At 71.8% G+C, this 24,743-nt stretch carries 14 protein-coding genes; 4 read left to right on the forward strand and 10 right to left on the reverse strand.

Annotated features, from left to right (window positions below; all coding sequences use genetic code 11):
- The first annotated feature begins 447 nt into the window (after window positions 1-447).
- Complete coding sequence (locus ABZ027_RS17530) at window positions 448-5,379, forward strand: NAD-glutamate dehydrogenase (RefSeq protein ID WP_356769115.1); 4,932 nt, start codon at window positions 448-450, stop codon at window positions 5,377-5,379.
- A 92-nt stretch (window positions 5,380-5,471) separates the two neighbouring features.
- On the opposite strand, the gene ABZ027_RS17535 is transcribed toward ABZ027_RS17530, so the two are convergent.
- Complete coding sequence (locus ABZ027_RS17535; protein ID WP_356769117.1) at window positions 5,472-6,338, reverse strand: ABC transporter ATP-binding protein; 867 nt, start codon at window positions 6,336-6,338, stop codon at window positions 5,472-5,474.
- Entirely contained in the window at window positions 6,331-7,248 is a 918-nt protein-coding gene (locus ABZ027_RS17540) for an ABC transporter permease (RefSeq protein WP_356769119.1), read from the reverse strand. Before ABZ027_RS17540 ends, ABZ027_RS17535 begins: the two co-directional genes overlap by 8 nt.
- 189 nt (window positions 7,249-7,437) lie before the next feature.
- Between ABZ027_RS17540 and ABZ027_RS17545 the strand changes: the two genes are divergently transcribed.
- A complete protein-coding gene (locus ABZ027_RS17545) occupies window positions 7,438-8,076 on the forward strand; it encodes a TetR/AcrR family transcriptional regulator (protein ID WP_356769121.1) in 639 nt (212 codons plus the stop codon).
- A gap of 109 nt (window positions 8,077-8,185) precedes the next feature.
- Here ABZ027_RS17545 and galE read toward each other — a convergent pair whose 3' ends face one another.
- Together galE and ABZ027_RS17555 are read right to left on the reverse strand one after the other, a co-directional pair.
- Window positions 8,186-9,178, reverse strand: a complete 993-nt coding sequence (galE, locus tag ABZ027_RS17550; RefSeq protein ID WP_356769123.1) for a UDP-glucose 4-epimerase GalE — start codon at window positions 9,176-9,178, stop codon at window positions 8,186-8,188.
- A gap of 120 nt (window positions 9,179-9,298) precedes the next feature.
- Complete coding sequence (locus tag ABZ027_RS17555; RefSeq protein ID WP_356769328.1) at window positions 9,299-9,805, reverse strand: MarR family transcriptional regulator; 507 nt, start codon at window positions 9,803-9,805, stop codon at window positions 9,299-9,301.
- Window positions 9,806-9,935: 130 nt separating this feature from the next.
- On the opposite strand from ABZ027_RS17555, the gene ABZ027_RS17560 reads away from it, so the two are divergent.
- Entirely contained in the window at window positions 9,936-10,349 is a 414-nt protein-coding gene (locus ABZ027_RS17560) for an organic hydroperoxide resistance protein (RefSeq protein WP_356769125.1), read from the forward strand.
- A gap of 29 nt (window positions 10,350-10,378) precedes the next feature.
- Here ABZ027_RS17560 and ABZ027_RS17565 read toward each other — a convergent pair whose 3' ends face one another.
- The 6 genes from ABZ027_RS17565 to ABZ027_RS17590 all read right to left on the reverse strand — a co-directional run bounded on the left by ABZ027_RS17565 (window position 10,379) and on the right by ABZ027_RS17590 (window position 22,427).
- The gene (locus tag ABZ027_RS17565; RefSeq protein ID WP_356769127.1) at window positions 10,379-11,983 is read right to left on the reverse strand and encodes a hypothetical protein; all 1,605 of its coding nucleotides are present in this window, start codon (window positions 11,981-11,983) and stop codon (window positions 10,379-10,381) included.
- Window positions 11,984-12,240: 257 nt separating this feature from the next.
- Window positions 12,241-14,499, reverse strand: coding sequence for a bifunctional glycosyltransferase family 2 protein/CDP-glycerol:glycerophosphate glycerophosphotransferase (locus ABZ027_RS17570; RefSeq protein WP_356769129.1), 2,259 nt, complete (start codon window positions 14,497-14,499; stop codon window positions 12,241-12,243).
- A 157-nt stretch (window positions 14,500-14,656) separates the two neighbouring features.
- A complete protein-coding gene (locus ABZ027_RS17575) occupies window positions 14,657-15,460 on the reverse strand; it encodes a carbohydrate ABC transporter permease (protein WP_356769330.1) in 804 nt (267 codons plus the stop codon).
- A gap of 71 nt (window positions 15,461-15,531) precedes the next feature.
- Window positions 15,532-16,887 (reverse strand): sugar ABC transporter permease, encoded by a 1,356-nt coding sequence (locus ABZ027_RS17580; RefSeq protein ID WP_356769131.1) that lies wholly within the window; start codon window positions 16,885-16,887, stop codon window positions 15,532-15,534.
- An 8-nt stretch (window positions 16,888-16,895) separates the two neighbouring features.
- The gene (locus ABZ027_RS17585) at window positions 16,896-18,278 is read right to left on the reverse strand and encodes an ABC transporter substrate-binding protein (protein WP_356769133.1); all 1,383 of its coding nucleotides are present in this window, start codon (window positions 18,276-18,278) and stop codon (window positions 16,896-16,898) included.
- 393 nt (window positions 18,279-18,671) lie between these two features.
- On the reverse strand, window positions 18,672-22,427 hold the full coding sequence (locus tag ABZ027_RS17590; RefSeq protein WP_356769135.1) for an FHA domain-containing protein: 3,756 nt from the start codon (window positions 22,425-22,427) through the stop codon (window positions 18,672-18,674).
- 413 nt (window positions 22,428-22,840) lie between these two features.
- Between ABZ027_RS17590 and ABZ027_RS17595 the strand changes: the two genes are divergently transcribed.
- On the forward strand, window positions 22,841-24,550 hold the full coding sequence (locus ABZ027_RS17595; RefSeq protein ID WP_356769137.1) for a serine/threonine-protein kinase: 1,710 nt from the start codon (window positions 22,841-22,843) through the stop codon (window positions 24,548-24,550).
- Window positions 24,551-24,743 lie beyond the last annotated feature (193 nt).

Consider the following 24,743-nt stretch of genomic DNA (forward strand, 5'->3'; position numbering starts at 1 on the left):
CCTGCCCCAGCAGTCCACCCCTGTGCGAAACGTCAAACTTCGACCCCCAGTTTTGTACACATACGGCTCATGACGGGGGCCCTGTAAGGAGCGATAGCCTTGGTGGCGTGATCAGCGCGATAGTTCGCGGGGGCGTACTCGCCTCTGCCCTGCGCCCGGGAAGCACGGCTTATCTCCGTGACCGGGCGGCGGTCGCTGGTCTTCAGGGGCGGGCCGGGGGCGCAGGAGCCCCCAGGACTCCGTACACACCTCGGAAGCACATGCCACAGAGAGCAGTGTCACACCCCGATGGCGTGTCGAGAATGGCTGATATCCCCCCGCACATCTCACCTTGCGGCATAGCGTCGAAGCAGACCGGACACCCCGCGTCGCGGCGTCACGTCACCAGGGAAGAGACCGTACTTCCTTCTACGTCACGCAACGGCGCGCGACAGGAGCCAGAGGACAATGCAGACCAAGCTGGACGAAGCCAAGGCCGAGTTGCTCGAGAGGGCCGCCCGGGTTGCTGAGAACAGCCCGGTCGGGGGGCACCTACCGACCGGGACGACGGACGAGAGCACACCCGACCGGGACACCCTGCTCACGTTCCTCCAGCGCTACTACCTGCACACCGCACCGGAGGACCTCACCGGCCGCGACCCGGTCGACATCTACGGTGCCGCTCTCTCGCACTACCGGTTGGCCGAGAATCGCCCGCAGGGCACGGCCAACGTGCGGGTCCACACGCCCACCGTGGAGGAGAACGGGTGGACGTGCAGTCATTCGGTGGTCGAGGTGGTCACCGACGACATGCCCTTCCTCGTCGACTCCGTCACCAACGAACTGACCCGGCAGGGACGTGGGATCCACGTCGTCATCCATCCGCAGGTCACCGTGCGACGCGACGTCACCGGCAAGCTCAGCGAGGTGCTCACCCCGCCCCTGAGCGGTGAGCTTCCGCACGACGCGCACACCGAGTCCTGGATCCACGTGGAGATCGACCGCGAGACCGACCGCGGCGACCTCAAGCAGATCACCGCCGACCTGCTGCGTGTCCTGTCCGACGCCCGTGAGGCCGTCGAGGACTGGGAGAAGATGCGGGACGCGGCCCTGCGCATGGCCGACGAGCTGCCCAAGGAGCCGATCGCCTCCGACCTGCGGGAGCAGGACGTCGAGGAGGCCCGCGAGCTGCTGCGCTGGCTGGCCAACGACCACTTCACGTTCCTCGGGTACCGGGAGTACCAGCTGCTCGAGGACGACTCGCTGGCGGCCGTGCCCGGGACCGGGCTCGGCATCCTGCGGTCCGACCCGCATCACACCGAAGGCGACAGCCACCCCGTCAGCCCCTCCTTCGAACGGCTGCCGGCCGACGCCCGGGTCAAGGCGCGTGAGCACAAGCTGCTGGTGCTGACCAAGGCGAACAGCCGGTCGACCGTGCACCGGCCGTCCTACCTCGACTACGTCGGCGTCAAGAAGTTCGACGCGGCCGGGAACGTGGTGGGCGAGCGGCGGTTCCTCGGACTGTTCTCGTCCGCCGCCTACACCGAGTCGGTGCGGCGGGTGCCCGTCATCCGGCGCAAGGTCGAAGAGGTGCTGGAGCGGGCCGGGTTCTCGTCCAACAGCCACGACGGGCGCGATCTGCTCCAGATCCTGGAGACCTACCCGCGCGACGAGCTCTTCCAGACCCCGCCCGACGAACTGCAGTCCATCGTCACGTCCGTCCTCTACCTCCAGGAGCGGCGGCGGCTGCGGCTCTACCTGCGGCAGGACGAGTACGGTCGCTACTACTCCGCCCTCGTCTACCTTCCGCGCGACCGGTACACCACGGGTGTCCGGCTGCGGATCATCGACATCCTCAAGGAGGAACTCGGCGGCACCAGCGTCGACTTCACCGCCTGGAACACCGAGTCGATCCTCTCCCGGCTGCACTTCGTCGTCCGTGTCCCGCAGGGCACCGAGCTGCCCCAGCTCAGCGACAGCGACAAGGAACGCATCGAGGCGCGGCTGGTGGCCGCCGCGAGGTCATGGGCCGACGGGTTCGCGGAGGCACTGAACGCCGAGTTCGGCGAGGAACGCGCCGCCGAACTGCTGCGCCGCTACGCGGGCGCCATCCCCGAGGGCTACAAGGCCGACCACAGCCCCCGCTCCGCGGTCGCCGACCTCGCGCAGCTCGAGAAGCTCACCGAGGAGACAGGCTTCGCGCTCAGCCTCTACGAGCCGGTGGGCGCCGCCCCCGAGGAGCGCCGGTTCAAGATCTACCGCAAGGGCGAGTCCATCACCCTGTCGGCCGTGCTGCCGGTCCTCAACCGGCTCGGTGTCGAGGTCATGGACGAGCGGCCGTACGAACTGCGCTGCTCGGACCGGAGCGTGGCGTGGATCTACGACTTCGGGCTGCGCATGCCCCGGCCGAAGAGCGGCAGCGGCGACTACCTCGGCGACGACGGCCGCGAGCGGTTCCAGGAGGCCTTCGCCGCCACCTGGACCGGCAAGGCGGAGAACGACGGCTTCAACTCCCTCGTGCTGAGCGCCGGGCTGAACTGGCGTCAGGCGATGGTGCTGCGGGCGTACGCGAAGTACCTGCGGCAGGCGGGCTCGACGTTCAGCCAGGACTACATGGAGGACACCCTCCGCAACAACGTCCACACCACCCGGCTGCTCGTCTCGCTGTTCGAGGCGCGCATGTCGCCCGAGCGGCAGCGGGCGGGGCTCGAGATCGTCGAGGCGCTGCTGGAGGAGGTCGACGCGGCTCTCGACCAGGTGGCGTCGCTCGACGAGGACCGGATCCTGCGGTCCTTCCTCACGGTCATCAAGGCGACCCTGCGCACGAACTTCTTCCAGGAGGCGGCGGGCGGTCAGCCGCACACGTACGTCTCCATGAAGTTCGACCCGCGGGCCATCCCCGATCTGCCGGCCCCGCGTCCGGCGTTCGAGATCTGGGTGTACTCGCCGCGGGTGGAGGGCGTGCACCTCAGGTTCGGGAAGGTCGCGCGCGGCGGGCTGCGCTGGTCCGACCGGCGTGAGGACTTCCGGACCGAGATCCTCGGCCTGGTCAAGGCGCAGATGGTGAAGAACACCGTCATCGTGCCGGTCGGCGCCAAGGGCGGCTTCGTCGCCAAGCAGCTGCCGGACCCGAGCGTGGACCGGGACGCCTGGCTGGCGGAGGGCATCGCCAGCTACAAGACCTTCATCTCGGCGCTGCTCGACATCACCGACAACATGGTCGCCGGTGAAGTGGTCCCGCCCGCCGACGTGGTGCGGCACGACGAGGACGACACCTATCTCGTCGTCGCGGCCGACAAGGGCACCGCGACCTTCTCGGACATCGCCAACGGGGTCGCCGAGCAGTACAACTTCTGGCTCGGGGACGCCTTCGCCTCCGGCGGCTCGGCCGGTTACGACCACAAGGGCATGGGCATCACCGCCCGCGGCGCCTGGGAGTCCGTGAAGCGGCACTTCCGCGAGCTGGACGTGGACACGCAGGCCGAGGACTTCACAGTCGTCGGCATCGGCGACATGTCCGGTGACGTGTTCGGCAACGGCATGCTGCTGAGCGAGCACATCCAGCTGGTCGCCGCCTTCGACCACCGGCACATCTTCATCGACCCGAAGCCGGACGCGGCCACCTCCTACGCCGAGCGCCGCCGCGTCTTCGAACTGCCGCGCTCCAGCTGGGCCGACTACAACACCGAGCTCATCTCCGGCGGCGGCGGCGTGTTCCCCCGTACCGCCAAGGCGATCCCGGTCAACGCGCACATCCGGGAGGCCCTCGGCATCGAGGAGAAGGTCTCCAAGATGACGCCGGCCGACCTGATGAAGGCGATCCTCAAGGCGCCGGTGGACCTGCTGTGGAACGGCGGCATCGGGACGTACGTGAAGGCGAGCACCGAGACGCACGCGGACGTCGGCGACAAGGCCAACGACCCGATCCGCGTCGACGGCAGCGACCTGCGGGTCAAGGTGGTCGGCGAGGGCGGCAACCTGGGCCTGACCCAGCTCGGCAGGATCGAGTTCGCGCGGCTCGGCGGCAAGATCAACACGGATGCCATCGACAACAGCGCGGGCGTGGACACCTCCGACCACGAGGTGAACATCAAGATCCTGCTCAACGGCCTGGTCGCGGACGGCGACATGACCGTCAAGCAGCGCAACAAGCAGCTCGCCGAGATGACCGACGAGGTCGGCCAACTCGTCCTGCGCAACAACTACGCGCAGAACACGGCCATCGCCAACGCGCTCGCCCAGTCCAAGGACATGCTCCACGCCCAGCAGCGGTACCTGCGCCACCTGGTGCGCGAGGGCCTGCTGGACCGGGCCCTGGAGTTCCTGCCCAGCGACCGTCAGATTCGCGAGCGGCTGAACACCGGGCAGGGCCTGACCAGCCCGGAGACGGCCGTGCTGCTGGCGTACACGAAGATCACCGTCGCCGAGGAGCTGCTGCACACCTCGCTGCCGGACGACCCGTACCTGCGCGCCCTGCTGCACGCGTACTTCCCGAGCGCGCTGCGCGAGAAGTTCCCCGAGCGCATCGACAACCACCCGCTGCACCGTGAGATCACCACGACCGTGCTGGTCAACGACACGGTCAACACGGGCGGTACGACGTATCTGCACCGGCTGCGCGAGGAGACCGGTGCCTCGCTGGAGGAGATCGTCCGGGCCCAGACCGTGGCCCGCGCGATCTTCCGCTCCGGGGCCGTGTGGGACGCGGTGGAGGCCCTCGACAACAAGGTCGAGGCCGACGTGCAGACCCGCATCCGGCTGCACTCGCGCCGCCTCGTCGAGCGCGGCACGCGCTGGCTGCTCAACAACCGGCCGCAGCCGCTCCAGCTCGCCGAGACCGTCGAGTTCTTCGCCGACCGTGTCGAACAGGTGTGGTCGCAGCTGCCGAAGCTGCTGCGGGGCGCGGACCTGGAGTGGTACCAGAAGATCTACGACGAGCTGACGGGCGTCGGCGTCCCGGGCGAGATCGCGACCCGGGTGGCCGGGTTTTCCTCGGCCTTCCCGACGCTGGACATCGTCTCGGTGGCCGACAGGATGGGCCGGGACCCGATGGATGTCGCGGACGTCTACTACGACCTCGCCGACCGTCTGCGCATCACCCAGCTGATGGACCGCATCATCGAGCTGCCGCGCGCCGACCGCTGGCAGTCCATGGCCCGCGCGTCCATCCGCGAGGACCTGTACGCGGCCCACGCGGCACTGACCGCGGACGTCCTCGCGGTCGGCAACGGCACCTCCACCCCCGAGCAGCGCTTCAAGGCGTGGGAGGAGAAGAACTCGCCGATCCTGGGCCGGGCGCGGACGACTCTGGAGGAGATCCAGAGCTCGGACTCGTTCGATCTGGCGAACCTGTCGGTGGCGATGCGGACGATGCGGACGCTGCTGCGGGCGCATTCGTGAGCGGTACGGGTTCGTAGTCGTAGCCGTACACCAGGGCGCCCCGGGCCATCGCGGCTCGGGGCGCCCTTTTCAGGCTCCGGGAAGGCGCAGGTCTAGGGAAGCGGCACCTTGGCCGGCTGGGGCTGGGGCTGGGGCTGGGGCTGCGGCTGGGCCTTCGCCTTGTCCGGGCCGCCGGTGAACGCCTCGTACGCCTCCAGCACCTCTTCAGTCGGCCCGTCCATGCGCAGTTCGCCGCGCTCCAGCCACAGCACCCGGTCGCAGGTGTCGCGGATCGACTTGTTGCTGTGGCTGACCAGGAACACCGTGCCCGCGGACTTGCGCAGCTCGCGGATCCGGGCCTCGGAACGCTTCTGGAAGGAACGGTCGCCCGTCGCCAGCGCCTCGTCGATGAGCAGGACGTCGTGGTCCTTGGCGGCGGCGATGGAGAAGCGCAGGCGGGCGGCCATGCCGGAGGAGTACGTCCGCATCGGGAGGGTGATGAAGTCGCCCTTCTCGTTGATGCCGGAGAAGTCGACGATCCCCTCGTAGCGGTCCTTGACCTGCTCGCGGGACATCCCCATGGCGAGGCCGCCGAGGTAGACGTTGCGTTCGCCGGTCAGGTCGTTCATCAGGGCCGCGTTCACCCCCAGGAGGGAGGGCTGGCCGTCGGTGTAGATATGGCCGTTCTCCACCGGCAGCAGGCCCGCGACGGCCTTCAGCAGGGTCGACTTGCCGGAACCGTTGGTGCCGATCAGGCCGATCGCCTCGCCCCGGTAGGCGACGAAGGAGACGTTCTTGACGGCGTGCACCTTGCGCACCCCGGCCGCCTGCTCGGTCTGCCTGCGCCGCAGCATGCGGTTGAGGGCGGCGGTCGCGGAACCCCGGCCCGCGCCGGTGCCGTTGACCCGGTAGACGATGTCCACGCCGTCGACGACGACGGTGGGGACCTGCTCCTGCGCGCGTTGCGTGTTGTCAGCCACGGCCGTACGTCTCCTCAGCCTTCCAGAAGTAGATGAAGCCGCCGACGCCGACGACGAGCGCCCAGGCGGTCGCGATCGGCCACACATGGGGCGGCAGCTGGTTCGAGTGGAAGCTGTCGATCAGGGCGAAGCGCATCAGGTCGATGTAGACGGCCGCCGGGTTGGCCCGGAGCGCGGGCGCCACCCAGGACGGCAGGTCGCTGTGGTTGCTGAGCAGACGGTCGAGGCTCCACATCACGCCGGAGACGTACATCCAGGTGCGCAGCACGAACGGCATCAGCTGCGCGATGTCCGGGGTCTTCGCCCCCAGCCGCGCCATGATCATCGCGATGCCCGCGTTGAAGGTGAACTGCAGCACCAGCGCAGGGATGGCCAGCGCCCAGGACGCGGACACCGGCACGCCGAAGCAGAGCAGGATCACGACCAGGGCGGCCATCGAGAACAGCAGCTGCTGGAGCTGCTGCAGCGCGAACGAGATGGGCAGCGCCGCCCGCGGGAAGTGCAGGGCGCGCACGAGGCCCAGGTTGCCGGAGATCGCACGGGTGCCCGCCATGATCGAGCTCTGGGTGAACGTCCAGATGAACACGCCCGTCACCAGGAAGGGTACGTAGTCCGGTACGCCCCTCTTGGTGCCCATCAGCACACCGAAGATGAAGTAGTAGACCGCCGCGTTCAGCAGCGGCGTCATCACCTGCCACAGCTGGCCCAGCTTCGCCTGGCTGTACTGCGCGGTGAGCTTGGCGGTCGAGAAGGCGGAGATGAAGTGGCGCCGGGCCCACAGCTGGCTGACGTACTCGCGCAGGGTGGGGCGGGCGCCGCTGACCGTGAGGCCGTGGCGGGCGGCGAGGGCCGCGAGGTCGTCGGCCGGGGGTGCCGTCGTCGGGGGCGGTGTGTGGAGGACCTGGCTCACATCCGCTGCTTTCGTTCGGGGGGTGGGGTGGCGCGTGGGGCTGTCGTGCGGGTGCGGCGGCGGGTCCGTCGTCCGGCGTTTCCTTACGGTTCTCTTCACGTTTTCTTACGTCGGGACGGGACCGTATCGTCGCAACGTGAGAGTAGGCCGATCTGACGTCGGAACGCAACCGTTTCGTCGTAACGCCCTATGCTGGTCGGTGTGACGACCAATGCCGAGGAGCCGAAGACACGTCCGCGCCGCCGTGCCCCCGCCGGGGCCGCCGTCCTTCGCGAGGATGTGACGGAGGCCATCCGGGCGGCCGTCTTCGAGGAGCTCGCGGCCGTCGGCTACGCGCGGATGTCCATCGAGGGGATCGCGCGCCGCGCGGGGGTCGGCAAGACCGCGGTGTACCGCCGCTGGCGCTCCAAGCTGCACCTCGTCCTCGACCTGGTCTCCGCGCTCGCCGTGCAGGGCCTGCCCGTACCGGACACCGGGTCGCTGGAGGGCGACCTGCGGCTGCTGTACGAGGTGACCTCCCGGGCCCTGCGGCACCCCGTGGCCTCGCAGGTCATTCCCGACCTCCAGGCCGAGGCGGCCCGCAATCCCGAGATCGCCGAGGCCCTGCAGAAGGCCCTGCGGGAGGGGCAGGAGGGCGTCGCCAGCAAGATCGTGGCGGCGGCGGAGCGGCGCGGCGAGATACGGCACGGCTTCGACGCGGACCTGGCGCTCGACCTGATCTCGGGGCCGTTGTACTGGCGCTCGGTGGTGATCCGCAGTCCCAAGCTCCCGAAGGGGTATCTGGGGTCCCTGGCACGGGCCACCGCGCAGGGGCTCAAGGCGTTGTGAGTCGCTGTGACGCGTGACCCGCACGACGCGGGTGGCGTGCCTGACGCGGGTGATGCCCGGCACGTCCGCCGGCTCGCGCGGCCGCGAAGTGGCTGGTGCCCTGGCGGGCCTAGGCCGGCACTGGGCCGCGGGCCGCTTCCGGGTGGAGGCGCAGCCAGCCGTCCCAGGCCGACGTGATCATGTCCTGGACGTCGTGCTTGGCCGACCAGCCGAGTTCGGTGGCGGCCCGGTCGGCGGAGGCGACGACGCGGGCCGGGTCGCCCGGGCGGCGCGGGGCGACGGTCGGGGGGCGGTCGTACCCGGTGAGCGCGTTGACGTGGTCGATCATCTCGCGGACCGAGACGCCCTCGCCGCGGCCGATGTTGAGGGTCAGGTCGCGGCCGGGCGACGATCTCAGGGCGCGGGCGGCGGCGACATGGGCCTCGGCCAGGTCGACGACGTGGATGTAGTCGCGGACGCAGGTCCCGTCCGGGGTGTCGTAGTCGTCGCCGAAGATCCGCGGGGACGCGTCCTCGGTCAGCTTCTCGAAGACCATCGGGATGAGGTTGAAGACGCCCACGTCCGCGAGCTCCGGGCTCGCCGCGCCCGCAACGTTGAAGTAGCGCAGTGACGCCGTGGACAGTCCCGTGGCCCGCCCGGTCGCCCTGACCAGCCACTCGCCGGCCAGCTTCGTCTCACCGTAGGGAGACATCGGGGCGCAGGGGGTCTCCTCCGTCACCAGGGCCACGTCCGGCATGCCGTACACCGCCGCGGAGGACGAGAACACGAAGGACGGCACGTTCGCCGCGGTCACCGCCTCCAGCAGGACCCGCAGGCCCTCGACGTTCTCCCGGTAGTAGTGCAGCGGCCGGTCCACCGACTCGCCCACCTGCTTCTTCGCCGCCAGGTGGACGACACCGGTGACCTCGTGGTCGGCGAGGGTGCGCGCCACGCGCTCGGCGTCCAGGATCGATCCGGTCACCAGCGGTACGTCCTCGGGGACGCGGTCGGCGATGCCGGTGGACAGGTCGTCGTACACCACCGTCTGTTCGCCCGCGTCGGTCATCGCGCGTACGACATGCGCCCCGATGTAGCCGGCGCCGCCGGTGATCAGCCAGGTCATCTGTGGCCGTCCCTTGTCCGTAGGCCTGTGATGGAGCCTGATGGGCTCCTGTCGTCCGTTCCTCAGTGAAGCAGGCCGTGGCGCCTGCCGGGGCAGGCGTCACGGTTCGGCGGACGCCCTCTAGGGGGTCTCCCCCGGCGTTTCCCCGAACGCCGCCGCGTCCAGCGTCGAGGTGAGCCGGTCGAGGCGTTCGCGCAGTTCGCGGATCTCGTCGAGGTCGAAGCCGGTCGCGGCGGCGATCCGGGGCGGCACGCGGACCGCCCGTTCGCGCAGGGCCAGGCCCTCCTCGGTCAGCCGTACCTCCACCGACCGTTCGTCACGGGCGCTGCGCTCCCGCCGGACGAGTCCGGCCGTCTCCAGCCGCTTGAGCAGGGGCGACAGTGTGCCGGAGTCGAGGCGCAGGTGCTCGCCGAGCTTCTTGACCGGCAGCTCGCCCTGCTCCCACAGCACCAGCATCACCAGGTACTGCGGGTAGGTGAGCCCGAGGTCCTTGAGGATCACGCGGTAGACGCCGTTGAAGGCGCGCGAGGCGGCGTGCAGGGAGAAGCAGATCTGGGCGTCCAGGCGCAGCCAGTTCTCCGCGGCGGCGGCGTCGGACGCCGCGGCAGCGGGCGGGGTCGGGGTCATGCCTGTCATGTCTCCAGGGTAGCTCTTGTGGGTCACTTAGTTGTGCACAACTTAATTGTGTGCTCTACTTTCCGTCGTGAGGCGGCCTGAACGGGCCGCCCGCGACACGACTTGAGAGGGATGGTTATCCATGGACGCGCTCTACACCGCGGTCGCCACCGCCACGCACGGCCGTGAGGGCCGCGCCGTCTCCTCCGACGGCAAGATCGACCTCGCGCTGGGCATACCGGTCGAGATGGGCGGCAACGGTCAGGGCACCAACCCGGAGCAGCTGTTCGCCGCCGGGTACGCCGCCTGCTTCGGCAGCGCCCTCGGTCTGATCGGCCGGCAGGCCAAGGTCGATGTGAGCGACGCCGCCGTGACCGCCGAGGTGGGCATCGGCAAGCAGGGCGAGGGCTTCGGCCTCAAGGTCACCCTCCGCGTCGAGCTGCCCGACACCGTGGACGAGGAGACCGGCCGCAAGCTGGTCGAGCAGGCCCACCAGGTCTGCCCCTACTCCAACGCCACCCGGGGCAACATCGACGTGGACCTCGTCATCGAGTAACTCGGCGACCCGGCAGCCCCGTAAGAGCCTCACCCGACCCGCGCCAGCACCTCCCCCGTCCGTCCGCTCCACGCCACCACCACCGCCTCCTCCGGCAGCCGGTGCCGGCGCGTCAGCAGCAGCCAGCGCACGTGATAGCGGTGGGCGACGGCGGTGCGTTCGGCGCGGGTCGAGGCCGGGGCGAGGTAGGCGCGGACGTCGGCGAGGCGCCGCAGCCGCTCCCGTTCGTCCAGGGCCGCGTCCGGCCGGACGGGCGCGGCGAGGTTCGGGCCGTAGCCCGCGATCGCGTGGACGGCGTGGTAGCCGTCCGTGATCACCACCTCGCCGCGCCCGATGTGCCGCGCCGCCCACTCGTACGTCGGCCAGCGCGGCGGCTGGGCGAAGCCGACCGGGTCCAGCGAGCGCGGCACCACCGCCCCCGCCTGTACGGCGAGGAAACCCACGCAGGCCCCCGTCGCCGCGGCGCCGCCCAGCGCCCGCCGCCACACTCCCCACGGCCGGGGCGCCGCCAGCTCCACCGCGAGCGCGAACTGCGGTGGCACCAGCGTCAGTCCCAGGATCCAGCCGTAGGTGTAGTGCCCGCTGACCCAGCCGTACGCCACGACCAGACAGTCCAGCGCGAACAGCAGCACCAGCGGATCCCGCCCCGAACCCCGCCGCGCCCGCAGCCACAGCGCCGGCACACCCAACAGCGCCAGCCAGAAGTGCCCGCCGAGGCCCAGGTACAGCGTCCGGTGCGCGGCATCGGCACTGCCGTCCGCGGCCCGCGCGAACACCGCGAACACGTCGAAGTACGGCCAGCAGGCGGCGACCAGCGCGGCCGTACCGCCCGCCAGCGCCCAGCGCCCGACGACGGCCGCGGACCAACCCCGCTGCCACCCCGCCACGAACGCGACCGCCCCCAGCGCCGCCGCGAGCGCCGTGATCGGGTGGGTCAGCAGGATCAGCCCGTACAGCGCACCGAGCACCGCGTACCCGCCCGCCCACGGCAGCCCGCTCGGCCCGACGTACCGCACCGCCCGCCCCGCGCCCCGCGGCCGGCCGTCCCCCGGCGACGGCGCCCCGCCCCGTGCCCGCTGACCCGTCAGCCCCCACACCCAGAACGTCAGACCGATCGCGAACGTCGACGGATACCCCAGGTTCCCCGTCATCGACATCAGCCCGAGACACCCGCTCCACCAGGCCCGTTCGGTCCCCCACAGCAGTGTCATCGCGGCCAGCGCCAGCACCGGCGCCCACTGCCGGGGCGTCAGCACGCGCACGAAGCGGCCGATGCCGGTCAGCAGCACGAGCAGGTTCAGCGGCCCGGCGAGCCGCACCACCTCCCAGCCGCCCAGCCCCGTCAGCCGCGCGAACGCGCCCTGCGCCACCGCGTACGGCGAGTAGGCGGGGCTGCCCGCGCCTGGCAGGTCCGCCACGGGATGGCGTGGCTGGAGCAGATGGCTCTTCAGGCGTTCGACGACCGCCGCGTGCTGGCCGGCGTCACAGCACAGCGGCACCCGCCAGTACGCCAGCGACATCACCAGCCAGAACAGGAAGCCGAAGACCTGATAGGGCGTCGGACGCCGGACCCGGCCGCCACGCAGCGCGCTCGCGCCGCGCACGGACCGCCGGACCAGCGCGCCGGCACTCATCGGACGGAGGGAACACGCGGCGGCTGAGGCACTGCCCGTATGTTCCCGCTCGCGTCAATGGCTTAGCAGGACATCACCACATCGAGTGAGCTCGTTCGCCGCGCGCTCGCCGTGCGCTCGAAGAGGCCGGTGGGCTGGGCGAGGACCGCACCGCCCGAGCGGCCCGGCCGCCCCGTCGGACGCCAGATGGGCGGCCGCGTCGGGGTGGGCCGTGAGGGGCTGGAGGGCATCGGAACTCCCCGGTGTGCGGACGACGTTCAGACGAGGTCGGAGACGGGACCGGCGGGCTGCGGCACGGTGGTGAGCGCGGAGCGCGCGAAAGCCGCGGCGGCGGACGGCACGGGGTGGCGCTCGGCGAGTGGCACGACCGGCGGCAGCGCGGCCTCGCTCTCGCCGAGCACCACCCGCCGTACGACCCGTTCGGCGGCGTGTCCGTCGTCCCACGGGCAGAAGCGTTCGCGGAACGCCGCGCGCTGCTGGGCGGAGTGGGAGCCGCGCCAGTGGCCGGTGGCGAAGATGTCGACCAGTTCCTCCTCACTGTGCGCGATCGCGCCCGGCGGGAAGGACCCCAGGTCGAAGTAGGTGCCGCGGGCCGCCTCGTACGCCTCCTGGTCCGGGGCGTGGATCACGATCGGGCGGTCCAGGTTGGCGTAGTCGAACATGAGCGACGAGTAGTCGGTGACCAGGACGTCCGAGGCGAGACAGAGCTGCTCGACGCTGGGATGGTCGGTGACGTCGACGATCCCGGTCGACGCCCCGGCGTCCTCGGTCGGCCGGGTGAGGTCGGCGCGGAGCAGGACGGTGAAGCGGGGACCGAGGCGGCGCAGCACGCGGTCCAGGTCCAGCGGCAGGCGCTGGGTACGCCGGTAGTCGCGATGGGTGGGCGCGTACAGGATCGCGACCGTGCCCTTCGGGATGCCGAGGCACTCGCGCAGCCGGGCCACGTCCGCCGAGGTGGCCCGCAGCAGGGCGTCGTTGCGGGGTCGTCCGTGGGTGAGCGTGGTGTAGCGGCCGGGGAGGACGCGCTCCCACGTCAGCGTGGAGTGGCGGTTGCCGGACAGGACGTAGTCCCACTGGTCGACGCCCCGCAGCAGCTCGGTGAAGTCCATGTCACCGGCGGCCGCCGGGCGTTCCTGGAGGTCGAGGCCCAGGTGCTTGAGCGGGGTCCCCTGCTGGGTCTGGACGACGACCTGACCGGGGCGTTTGACCAGACGCCGGTCGAAGTCGGCGTCGTTGACCAGGTACTTGGAACGGGCCAGGGCCGTCCAGTAGGCCGCGGTGTCCGGGGTGACCCGACGGGTCGCGGTCGGGATCGTGTGGTGGTGCTCGGGGCGGGCGATCCACGCGGTGGCGATGTGCGGGACGTGGGTGCGGAACGCGGTCTCCAGGGCTCCCGGGTCGCAGCCGTGGCCGCGGCCTCCCTGGACGGAGAACACCGCGCGGTCGGCGCGCACGGGCAGGCGCAGCTGGACGCGGTAGTGCAGCTGGAGGACGACCCGCCGCAGGCCCCTCAGCAGGCGGGTGGCCGCCTTCACGCTCCGGCGGCGCACCACCGATGCCAGCCGCAGCGCCTGGAACGTGCGGTGCAGACCCAGGCGGACGAGGGCGTGCCGCAGGCGGGAGCCCGCGGGCGCCGGGTGGCCGGGGGCGCGGTGACGGCGGCAGTGGGTGCGCGCCGAGCGCAGGAACTCGGCGCGGTACTCGCGCGGCAGCCGGTCGCGACGGGCGAACACCGTCGCCAGGTGATCGACCATGCGGCGGAACAACACCGGCCCCCAGGACGCCAGTTCGGGGTGGCCCGCGACATAGGCGAAGACCCGGTCGTACTGCTCGAAGATGTCGAAGTGGCGGCGGCCGGTGGCGCCGGGGCCGCTGCCCGGCCGGCGCTGCCGGTGGTGCACGCACACCCGGTCCAGGGTCGCGATCGTCCCGGCCGTCATCAGGACCGGGTACGTCCACGGGGTGTCCTCGTAGCAGCCGGGCGGGAAGGTGAAGCCCGCCCGCTCGACGAACTCCCGGCGGTACGACTTGTTCCAGGCCCTCGGCAGGTGCAGCAGCCCCGGTCGGTCCCCCAGCCGGAACGGGGCCGGGCCCCGTTCGGTGAGCTGGGCGGCGGCCGGGTCGGGGACGGTCCGGCCGTCCCAGTGGGTGCGGGCGTGGCCGTACACCAGGACGTCCGGCTCGGCCGTCTCCTTCAGCCGGTCGGCGATCGCCCGCAGGGCGCCCGAAGTCAGGGTGTCGTCGCCGTCCAGGAAGAGCAGGTAGTCGCCGCCGGCCGCGCGCGCTCCGGCGTTGCGGGCGCCGCCCAGGCCCTGGTTCTCGGTCAGGTGCATCGGCCGCACGCGCGGATCGAGGGCCGCGAACTCGTCGATGATCGCGCCGCCCTCGTCCGGTGAACGGTCGTCGACCGCGATCAGCTCCAGATCCGGATACGACTGGGTCAGCACCGATTCCAGGCAGTCGTGCAGGTACGCCTGAACCTTGTAGGCGGGGACGATGACACTGAACCTGGGCACGGCACATCCATGGGTCGACACGGGCGCGGGCGTTTTGCCCGGGAACGGCCAATGGAGTGATGTGGTTACGAGGTGTGCGGCATACGGGGGATTGTCAGTGAATGTGACAGGGCGGGCCGGTGGCGGCCCGCCCTGCTCAATTCATCTGTCCTACGGGCTACTTGACCGCGCCCGCCATCACACCGGACACGAAGTGCCGCTGGAACGCGAAGAAAACGGCCAGCGGGATCACCATGGAGATGAACGCACCGGGCGCCAGGACGTCGATGTTGCTGCCGAACTGCCGTACCTGCTGCTGCAGCGCGACCGTCAGCGGCTGCGACTGCGAGTTGGAGAACACCAGCGCCACCAGCATGTCGTTCCACACCCACAGGAACTGGAAGATCCCCAGGGACGCCAGCGCGGGAGCCGCCAGCGGCAGCACCACCGTGGCGAACAGCCGGACCTCGCCCGCGCCGTCCAGCCGAGCCGCCTCCAGGAGTTCCCGGGGGATCTCCGCGAAGAAGTTGCGCAACAGGAAGATCGCGAACGGCAGTCCGAAGCCGACGTGGAAGAGCACCACACCGATGATGTCGCCGAAGATCCCGATCTTGCCGAACAGGTCAGACAGCGGGATCAGCGCCACCTGCACGGGCACCACGAGAAGTGCCACGACCACCAGGAACCACCAGTCGCGGCCCTTGAAGTCCATCCACGCGAAGGCGTATCCACCCATCGCGCCGATCAGCACCACCAGCAGCGTCGCCGGCACCGTGATCCAGATGGTGTTGAGCAGCGAACTGGTGATCGCGTCGTTCTCCAGGAGCGTCTGATAGCTCTTGGCGGTCAACTGGCCCGGAGCGGTGAACACCTTCCACCAGCCCGAGGAGGCGATGTCGGTCGGCTCCCGGAACGACGACACCAGCAGACCGAACGTCGGCACCAGCCAGAACACGGCGACGATCACCAGGACGACCCGCATCACCCCGCCCGCCGCACCGCCCGCCACCCGGGCGGCCAGGGAACGCTTCGCGCGCACGGTCGTGTCAACAGTCACCGCTGACGCTCCTTCCGCAGCCGACGGATGTTCACGTACATCATCGGAAGGACGAGCAGCAGCAGGATCACACCGATCGCACTGCCCACGCCGTAGTTGCCGCCCCCGCCGAACGACGACAGGAACAGCTGCAACGCCAGCACGTTGGCGTCGTCCTGACTCGGCTGCGGGGCGATGATGTAGACCAGGTCGAAGATCTTCATCACGTTGATCATCAGCGTGACGAGGACGACGACCAGGACCGGCGCGAGCATCGGCACGGTGATCCTCCTGAACACCTGCCACTCGTTGGCCCCGTCCACCCGGGCCGCTTCCAGCAGGTTGCGGTCCACCCCGGCGAGACCGGCGGCGATCAGGACCATCGCGAAGCCCGCCCACATCCACACATAGCTGCCGATGATGGCCGGGGTGACCAGCGTCGGGCCCAGCCAGTCGATGCCGTTGTACGGCGCCGCGAAGTTCGAGCCCGGCAGCCGCAACTGGGCCCCGTCGGCCTCCTGCGGGAGGCTGAAGGTGCCGTCGGCGCCGCTCTTCGCGGAGGCGACCACCTCGCCGTCCTTCACGGCCTCCACCTTGACGCCCTTCAGCGCCTTCTCACCCGCGTCGACCTGCCCCTTCGTCCCGCCGCCGCCCAGCTTGAAGTCCAGCCAGACGGTGCCGGTGACACCGGAGCCGCTCGCCGCCTTCGCGTTCTCGGGGCTGCCGGGGAGCTTGTTCGGGGCGATGCCCACCAGGGGCAGCAGGGCGGGCGTGCCCGCCTTCACGGTGCCGGTCGTGGTGAACGAACCGCCACCGGACGGCTTGAGATCACCGGCGGTGGCGTTCGGCCGGGCCTTCGGATACACCGACGACGAGACGAACGTGTCGTGGATCGACTTGGCGACCGCGTTCGCCGCGCCCTGGCTCGGGTCCTGCTCGTACACCAGCCGGAAGATGATGCCCGCGGCCAGCATGGAGATCGCCATCGGCATGAAGACGACCAGCTTGAACGCCGTTCCCCAGCGCACCCGTTCGGTCAGCACCGCGAAGATCAGGCCCAGCGCGGTGGCCACGGCCGGGGCGACCGCGACCCAGATCGCGGTGTTGCGGACCGCGGTGAGCGTCGAGTCGTCGGTGAAGATGTCGACGTAGTTGTCCAGGCCGACGAACCCGGAACCGTCGGCGTCGTAGAGGCTGCGCCAGATCGAGTACCCGATCGGGTAGACCACGAGCGCGCCGAGGAGGACCAGCGCGGGCAGCAGGAACAGCACCGCCATCCGCCACCGGGTCCCCGTCACGCTCTTGCGCGGTGTGCCGGAGGGCGTCGGCAGTGCGCCGGCGCCCTCGGACGACTTCGCCACGGCGGACGACATGGGAGCCGTCAGCCGTTCTGGTAGGCCTTGGCCGCGTCGGCCTCCAGCTTCCGCTGGGCACCGGCCACGTCGCTCGGGTTGCGCAGGAAGTCCTGCAGGTCCTTCCACTCGCCGATGCCCTGGGTGCCGCCGAACGCCGCCGGGGCCTGGTCGGACATGTCGAACCGGAAGTCGTCACCCGCGTCGATCAGCGCCTTGGCAATGCTCCGGGTCACGTCGTCCTTGTACGTGCTCGGGTCCATCTCCTTGTTCGGGGAGAGGATGCCGCCCTGCGCCGCCCAGATCTCGGCCGCGTCCGTCGAGCCCAGGAACGTCAGCAGTGCCTGGGCGCCCTTGCCGTCCTTCAGGGCCACGGCCACGTCGCCGCCGCTGACCACCGGGGAGTCGGCGCCGACCGCCGGGAACGGGAAGACCTTGGCGTCCGTGCCGATCTTCGCCTTGGTGTCGGCGTTGATGTTCGCGGCGACGAAGTCGCCCTCGAAGACCATCGCGGCCGGAGTGTCACCGGAGAAGGTCTGGACGACCGACTTCGGGAACTCCGTCCCGAGCGCGCCCTTGCGGCCACGCGCGATCAGTTCGTCCTTGCCCCACAGCTCGGCGAGCGTGGTGAGCGCCTGCTTGACGCACGGATCCGTCCACTTGATCTCGTGCTTGGCCAACTGGTCGTACTTCTCGGGGCCGGCCTGCGAGAGGTAGACGTTCTCGAACCAGTCCGTCAGCGTCCAGCCGTCCGCGCCGCCGATCGAGACGGCCGGGGAGCCGGCGTCGGACAGTGTCTGCGCGGTGGACACGAAGTCCTTCCACGTCTTCGGCGGATCCGTGATCCCTGCGGCCTCGAAGGACGCCGTGTTGTACCAGATGAGCGACTTGTTGGCGGCCTTCGCGTAGATGCCGTACTGCTTGCCCTGGTAGGCCCCGAGGTCCCGCCAGCCCTTGGATAAGTTCTTGTCCGACTGGGCCTTTGCCTCGGCGCCGAGCGGCTTCAGCCAGCCCTTCTGCGCGAACTGGTGCAGCACGCCGACCTGCGGCAGGAACGCGACGTCCGGCGGCTGACCGCCCTGGATCTTGGTACCGAGGAAGGTGGAGGTGTTGTTGCCGGTCGGTACGAAGTCGACCTTGGCGCCGGTGCGTTTCTTGAACTCGTCCAGGACTTTCATGAAGTTTTCCTGCTCGGCCCCGGTCCATACGGCGGCGACCTCCAGGGTCTGGCCGTCGAGCTTGGGGAGCTGGAGGGAGCTGCCGCTCTCGGTGCCCCCGCCGCTCGGTCCTCCGTCGGCCTTCTCGTCGTCGCCGCCGCACCCGGTGAGCGCCAGCGCGAGGGCTCCCGCGAGGAGCGCGGCGGCGGTCTTGGCGGCCCTGGGTGTCCGGTGCTTGCTGCTCGTGCTGTGCATCAATGCCCCGTTCTTCGTGCCTCGTTGAACGTGCGAGCGCTGTCCCGTGCGATCTGGTCTACGCCCGTGCAGTGGGGTCGGCAAGAGCGCGTCCGCTGTCAAGCGGGGGATCGTGATGGCGTCGTGACCAGGGGCGGGTGCGACGGGTCGGCACTCGCCGGACTTGGCCGCTTCCAGAGCTCCAAGTCGGCCTGAACGGCCGCGCCTTGGGGCGGCGGGCGCGCTGAACGTAACGCGGCACGTCGGCACCTCGATACGTCGACCACGGGAGTGACGGAACGTCAGCCGACCGCAGGGTGACGGCACTTCGGCCGTTCCAGGAGTGACGGAAGGTCAACCAGAGCCGGAGTAAGGGAACTTCGGCGGCTGCCGGGCGGGTCGGCACCTCCGCTGCTACAGCAGTGACGGTACCGCGGTCGCCGACACCTCGCGTGCCGCTCGCTCCAGTGCGCTGGCCAGCAGTGCGAGGTCCGTCGGGCCGTTGCCCAGTTCGCGTACGGGGCGGCGGGCCGGGGGGTCTCCCATGCGGGCCCACTCCAGGGGGACGACCGTGGGGCGCAGGGTCGCCGTGCGGGGGATGCGGCCGGTGACACGGCCGGCCTGGAAGGGGGTCACCCGCCCGTCCGGCCGGGTCAGGCGGCCACGCCCGGGTGCCGGTTCGTCCGGGCCGGGGGACGGGGCGTCGAGAGTGATCCGCAGGGTGGCCCTGGAGGCCGACTCCGACTGGGCCGTACGGCCACCGACACCGGCCGCGGCCACCAGGTGCACGCCGAGCCTCTCACCCTCCCGGGCCACGGCCTCCAGCGCGCGCATCACCGACCCGGCCGCGGGCCGGCCCGGGGAGCCCAGGGCGGGGGAGACCAGCAGGTCCAGGTCGTCGACGACGACCACGAGCCGGGGCAACGGCGGGGCCGCCTCCGGCCGGTTACGGGCCGCGGCCGGGCGCAGCCGCAGGGTCGAACTGGGCGGACTGTCCAGGTCGCCGTCGATGTCGCCGGAGGAGGCCTCGAAGCCTGCCCCTGATCCCGCCCCGGATCCCGCCCTGCCGGCCGTCCCGGTGCCGCCCCTGGTGCTCGTCCCGGCGCCGGACACGCCGCGCGCCGTCGGGGTGCGCTGGGTGACCAGACGGCCCGACACCTCACGGCTGGTGTGCCACTCCGCGAACTCGGACCGCCCGAGCAGCTCCGCGCGCCGCTTCAGCTCGGCGCTCAGTGACTGGGCGAACTCCCGCATGCGCACGGGGTCGTTGGCGGTGAGATGGGTGGTGACATGCGGTACGTCCGTACAGACCCGCAGGCCCTCGCCGTGACCGCCGCCGTCCGTGCCCACACTGTCCCGGCCGTCCAGCAGGACCACGCTCAGCCGGTCGGGGCGCTCGGCGGCGGCCAGGGAGGCGACCACCGCCCGCAGCAGCTCCGTACGTCCGCTGCCTGGCGGTCCCTCGATCAGCAGGTGCGGGCCCTCGGCCGCGAGGTCCGCGCAGACCGGGCCGCGTGGTCCGGCACCGAGCACCGCCCAGGCCCGTCCGCCGAGCGACTCCTTGTCGTCGGCGGCGTCCGCCCACCGTGCCATCAGGGACGCCGGGGTGGCCCGGGCCAGCCCCAACTCGTCCAGCAGCCGGGCCGACTGGGGCAGCGGGGCCGACACCCGAGGGTGCCGGTCACCGGCGGCTCCCTCGGCCCGCAGCGGCGCCAGGGCCCGCGCGAACCGCTCGGCCCACGCGGGGGAGACGGCGTCCACGGCGGCGACGGTGCCGTGGCCCACGGGGCCGTGCCCCGTCGAGCCGGGGCCTGTCGAGCCCGACCCGGTGTGGCCGTGGTCCATGGGGGCGCCGGGAGTGTCCGTCGAGGTGCGGGCCACGCGCATCAGCCGCAGGGCCGTCGCCACGTCCCCGCTGAGCAGGGCCACGGCACCGCAGTCCCGGAAGGCCGGGGCCGCAGCGCAGGCCGCCTCGTACGTCTCCGTCACCGGGGACGCGGGCGACGCGGGGGCCGTCTCGGCGAGGCACACCACGTGGATGCCGGCCCGGGGACCCTCCAGCGCCAGCCGCGCCACCGCCTCCCGCACGGTCGCGCCACCGGTGTCGCCGTCCACGACGACCACGGTGTACGGGCCCGGGAAGCCGGTCGCATCCCGGTCCGTCTCGTCGTCCCTGGCCCAGGACGGGCGCCTGCCCGTCCGGCCGCCGCCCGCCGGGCCGGAGCCGGCCGCGTTGTCCGGGTGTGCCGAACGGATGCCCGGTTCGGTCTCCGCGAGGTGGTCCTCCAGCCGGCGCAGGAGCTCGTCGGTGCGGGCCGCGGCCTGTTCGCGGTCGTAGGCGAGGAGGAGGCGGCAGTCCTGGCCGTGCCCCGGGCGCACATGCGGGAGCCAGCCCAACCAGGACCACTCGGCGGACCGCTCCTCGACGGGGCGGGAGCGGTCCGTGCTGATCAGGACGATCTCCAGGGTGTCGGGCGAGTGCAGCGCGGCGAGCTGGGCGACGACCGCGCGGGCCAGCCCGGCGAGCCGCGTGCGCGGGCCCGCCAGCCCCAGCGCGCCGACCTCGCGCAGATCGGCGGTCACCGGCACCGCGGGCAGCAGCCCGGAGCCGTCGGGCGCCGCTCGGTCGGCGGTGCCCAGCCGGACCGTGAGCGACTCCGGGTGGCCCGGCCCCCGCTCCCACAGACGCGGTCCCGGGCCCAGCGCGGTCAGCAGCAGGGACGCCGGGTCCGGCCAGGTCTCGGGGGCCTGGGGGAGCGGGGCCGGGAAGGTCTCCGCCGCGGCGGGGACGGTGGCCTCGGCGGGTCCGGCCTCCTCGTAGGGGTCGTGGGCGGCCGGGTCCGGTTCGCCGCGTCCGCCGGTCAGTCGGCGCGCCCACGCGGAGAGCCCGCCGCGTTTACGCAGGCCCTGCGGTACGTCCGTGCCCCGGAGCGGGGTCCCCTTGCGGCGGCCGCCGCCCGTGCCGTCGGCTCCTGCGAGGGGTTCGGCGGCGAAGCCGCGGTCACCTGCCGCGGCCGCGCTCGTACCCGCGTCGTCGTCGAAGGCGCCACCCCGCCCGAGCGCCCCGAACCGGCCTCCGTGCGTTGCTCCGGTGCCTTGGTGAGTCTCGGCGGAGGGCGAAGCGGGGGCGAGGCCGGAAGAGTCGCCGTGCGTGCCCGCGCCGGTTCCGCTTCCGTGCGCCTCCTCGCCGCCACGAGTTCCCGTCCCGAAACCGCCGGCCTCGGGGCCCGCGACGGACCCCTGGCGAGGGACGGTCCTCGGCCGGTCGTAGCGCCGCGCGCCCTGCGACTCGATCAGCGGGGCTGTTCCCTGGCCGGGCACCACGGGAGGCTCACCCGACCGGGGCCCCTGCCCGCCCGGGGTGCCGGCCGAGGCGCCCCAGCCCGCCGAGCCGTAGGCGTGATGGGCACTGCCGGCGGGACTGGTGGGGCTGGAGCCGCCGTCGGTCGCGGGGGGCCGGTCCTGCCGGTCCTCGGGCGCGCCGCCGGTCGGCACGCGCACATGGCCCTCGCCGTCCGGAGCCGTCCGCACCCGGGCCCCCGGCCCGCCGGCCGGAGTCAGCCGCAGCGCCGACTCCCCGAGCCGCAGCAGCGCGCCCGGGGCGAACCGGACCGGGCGGGTGCTCACGCGCGTGCCGTCCAGCGTGGTGCCGTTGGTGGAGGTGAGGTCGGCGACCGAGACGCGGCCGTCGGTGGCGACCGTCACCGCGCAGTGCAGCCGGGAGACGTCCGGGTCGTCGAGCGGGACGTCGGCGTCGGCGGAGCGGCCGATGCGGATCTGGCCGCCGTGCAGCAGGTGGACCCCGCCCGCGTCGGGGCCGGCGATCACATGGAGCTGGGTCGGGGCGTCGTCCAGCTCGGGGTGGGCCTCCGGTTCGCCGGGGGTGCCGAGGAACAGCACCGCGCCGTCGATCAGCGGGGGCTCGCCCAGGGTGCAGCGCTGGGCGTCGAGCCGCTCCGCGCCGGCGTACAGCACGGTCGGGCCCGAGCCCCGCTCGTCGCCCGCGCGCGGGACGGCCCCGTCCGCGCAGACCGCCGAGGCGAGCGCCGAGGCCACCGCGGCGAGGGCGGTGCCGGCGGGAGCCGTGACCAGCACGTCACAGCTCGTGGCGCGGCCCCGCGCCTGGTCGGGCGGGCCCAGCGGGTCTATGACGGTCAGCCGGATCTGCATCGCCGTCAGCGGTCCCTTCCGCACAGGCGCCCGCAGACAACGGGGACGAAGCCGCTCACGGTCCCCCACCGCGGACTTCTCCCACCACCACGAGCACGTCGGCCAGTACTGAAGGCATCCTCGCACCTGTCACTGACAACGCGCCCGTCACCCAGCAGCAAATGATCTTGATTGGTCGGCTCTGCCCGTAAAAGTGCCTGACCGTTGCCCCGGACCTGACCGCTTGAGATCGGTCACGTCCGGGTTCGGCAACCAGCCGACCGAGCCGAGCGTCTTTCCTTCGAACACGCGAGGCGAGCGGTACGTAAGACGCACAGAACGACGCCAACCTGCCGTCGAGCGCGGCGGCACTACAGTAGGTCGGACACAGGCAAGCAGCTCGGGACACAGGCAAGCAGCAGGGAGCACATGACGTGCGGCCGGTAGGCAGCAAGTACTTCCTCGAGGAGCCGCTGGGACGCGGTGCCACGGGGACCGTCTGGCGGGCCCGCCAGCGCGAGGCGGCGGGCAATGAGGCTGCCGTGCAGGGCCGGCCCGGGGAGACCGTCGCGATCAAGGTCCTCAAGGAGGAGCTCGCGAGCGACCCCGACATCGTGATGCGGTTCCTACGGGAGCGCTCCGTCCTGCTGCGCCTGACCCACCCGAACATCGTGCGGGTGCGCGACCTGGTCGTCGAGGGCGATCTGCTCGCCCTGGTCATGGACCTCGTCGACGGCCCCGACCTGCACCGCTATCTGCGCGAGAACGGCCCCTTCAGCCCCGTCGGCGCCGCACTGCTGACGGCCCAGATCGCCGACGCGCTCGCCGCCAGCCACGCCGACGGCGTCGTCCACCGGGACCTGAAACCGGCCAACGTCCTGCTCCAGCAGTTCGGCGACCAGATGCACCCGATGCTGACCGACTTCGGCATCGCGCGCCTCGCCGACTCGCCCGGGCTGACCCGCACCCACGAGTTCGTCGGCACGCCCGCGTACGTCGCGCCGGAGTCCGCCGAGGGCCGCCCGCAGACCTCCGCCGTCGACATCTACGGCGCCGGCATCCTCCTGTACGAGCTGGTCACCGGCCGTCCGCCGTTCTCCGGGGGCTCGGCCCTGGAGGTCCTGCACCAGCACCTGAGCGCCGAACCGCGCCGCCCGTCCACGGTCCCCGACCCGTTGTGGACGGTCATCGAGCGCTGTCTGCGCAAGAACCCGGAGGAACGGCCCAGCGCCGAGAACCTCGCCCGCGGGCTGCGCGCCGTCGCCGAGGGCATCGGCGTGCACGCGAACTCGGCGCAGATCGCCGCGGCCGAGGGGGTCGGCGCGCTGCTGGCACCCGACCCCGCCCCGGCGGCCGTCCCGGACGTGCCCGGCGCCGCCGACCCGACGCAGGCGCTGCCGCACGGCGCGGCCGCGTACGACCCGAACGGCGCGACCAGCGTGCTGCCGCACACCTCCGGCCAGGGCAACCCGGTGGGCGCCGCCGACCCCACCGCCGTCCTCCCGAACCGGGGCGCCGCCGACCCGACCGCCGTGATGCCGCCGGTGGGGCCCGGACAGCCGGGGCAGCAGCCCGGTGGACCCGAGGACCCGCACCCCTGGCAGAACCAGCTGCGCGCCGCCCGCGACCGCAACGAACAGACGCAGGTCCAGTACCTCGACCCGAACGAGGACCCGCTGCGCCGCCGCCCCCAGCGGCAGGTCGCCCGCCCGCAGCAGCGGCCCCAGCAGCAACAACCCCAGCAGCGGCCTCCGCAGGCCGGCTACGGGCAGCCGCAGCAGCCCGGTTACGGCCATCCGCAGCAGCAGCACCAGCCCCAGCAGTACGCCCCGCCGCAGCAGCCCCCTCGGCAGCAGCCGCAGCCGCAGCGGTACGCGCCGTCCCCGGAGCGGCAGGAACCGCGGCGGGCCCCGCGCGAGCCCCGGCAGCGTGGCGCCAACCCGATGAAGATCCCCGGTCTGGGCTGCCTGAAGGGCTGTCTGTTCACGATCCTCATCCTGTTCGTCGCCAGCTGGCTGGTCTGGGAGTTCAGCCCGCTGCAGGACTGGATCGGGACCGGCAAGGGCTACTGGGAGCAGCTCAGCGACTGGTTCAACAAGGTGACCGGATTCATCGGGGACCTGGGCGGGGGCTCCTCCAAGTAGGCCCTCCGTGGCCGCCCCCCGGGCTAGGCCTCTCCGTTTGGATCACGCCGGGCTCGCGGGCCCCGGCACCGTGCCTCGCCGCGTTGTCGTCGGTGGCAGGGCTCCGCCCTGCCGCCCTCCTCCGCCTTGCGATGCACGGCACCGGACCCCGCTCCCTGATCCGGCCTGATCCAAACGAAAGACCCCAGGGGGC

Source organism: Streptomyces sp. NPDC006332, from assembly GCF_040612855.1.
Taxonomy (GTDB): domain Bacteria; phylum Actinomycetota; class Actinomycetes; order Streptomycetales; family Streptomycetaceae; genus Streptomyces.

What these genes read in the sequence shown, in the direction of transcription:
- ABZ027_RS17530 (WP_356769115.1), top strand. Translation starts at nt 448, where the DNA reads ATGCAGACCAAGCTGGACGAAGCCAAGGCCGAGTTGCTCGAGAGGGCC.
- ABZ027_RS17545 (WP_356769121.1), top strand. Translation starts at nt 7,438, where the DNA reads ATGCTGGTCGGTGTGACGACCAATGCCGAGGAGCCGAAGACACGTCCG.
- galE (WP_356769123.1), bottom strand. Translation starts at nt 9,178, where the DNA reads ATGACCTGGCTGATCACCGGCGGCGCCGGCTACATCGGGGCGCATGTC.
- ABZ027_RS17555 (WP_356769328.1), bottom strand. Translation starts at nt 9,805, where the DNA reads ATGACCCCGACCCCGCCCGCTGCCGCGGCGTCCGACGCCGCCGCCGCG.
- ABZ027_RS17560 (WP_356769125.1), top strand. Translation starts at nt 9,936, where the DNA reads ATGGACGCGCTCTACACCGCGGTCGCCACCGCCACGCACGGCCGTGAG.
- ABZ027_RS17565 (WP_356769127.1), bottom strand. Translation starts at nt 11,983, where the DNA reads ATGAGTGCCGGCGCGCTGGTCCGGCGGTCCGTGCGCGGCGCGAGCGCG.
- ABZ027_RS17575 (WP_356769330.1), bottom strand. Translation starts at nt 15,460, where the DNA reads ATGCGGGTCGTCCTGGTGATCGTCGCCGTGTTCTGGCTGGTGCCGACG.
- ABZ027_RS17580 (WP_356769131.1), bottom strand. Translation starts at nt 16,887, where the DNA reads ATGTCGTCCGCCGTGGCGAAGTCGTCCGAGGGCGCCGGCGCACTGCCG.
- ABZ027_RS17585 (WP_356769133.1), bottom strand. Translation starts at nt 18,278, where the DNA reads ATGCACAGCACGAGCAGCAAGCACCGGACACCCAGGGCCGCCAAGACC.
- ABZ027_RS17590 (WP_356769135.1), bottom strand. Translation starts at nt 22,427, where the DNA reads ATGCAGATCCGGCTGACCGTCATAGACCCGCTGGGCCCGCCCGACCAG.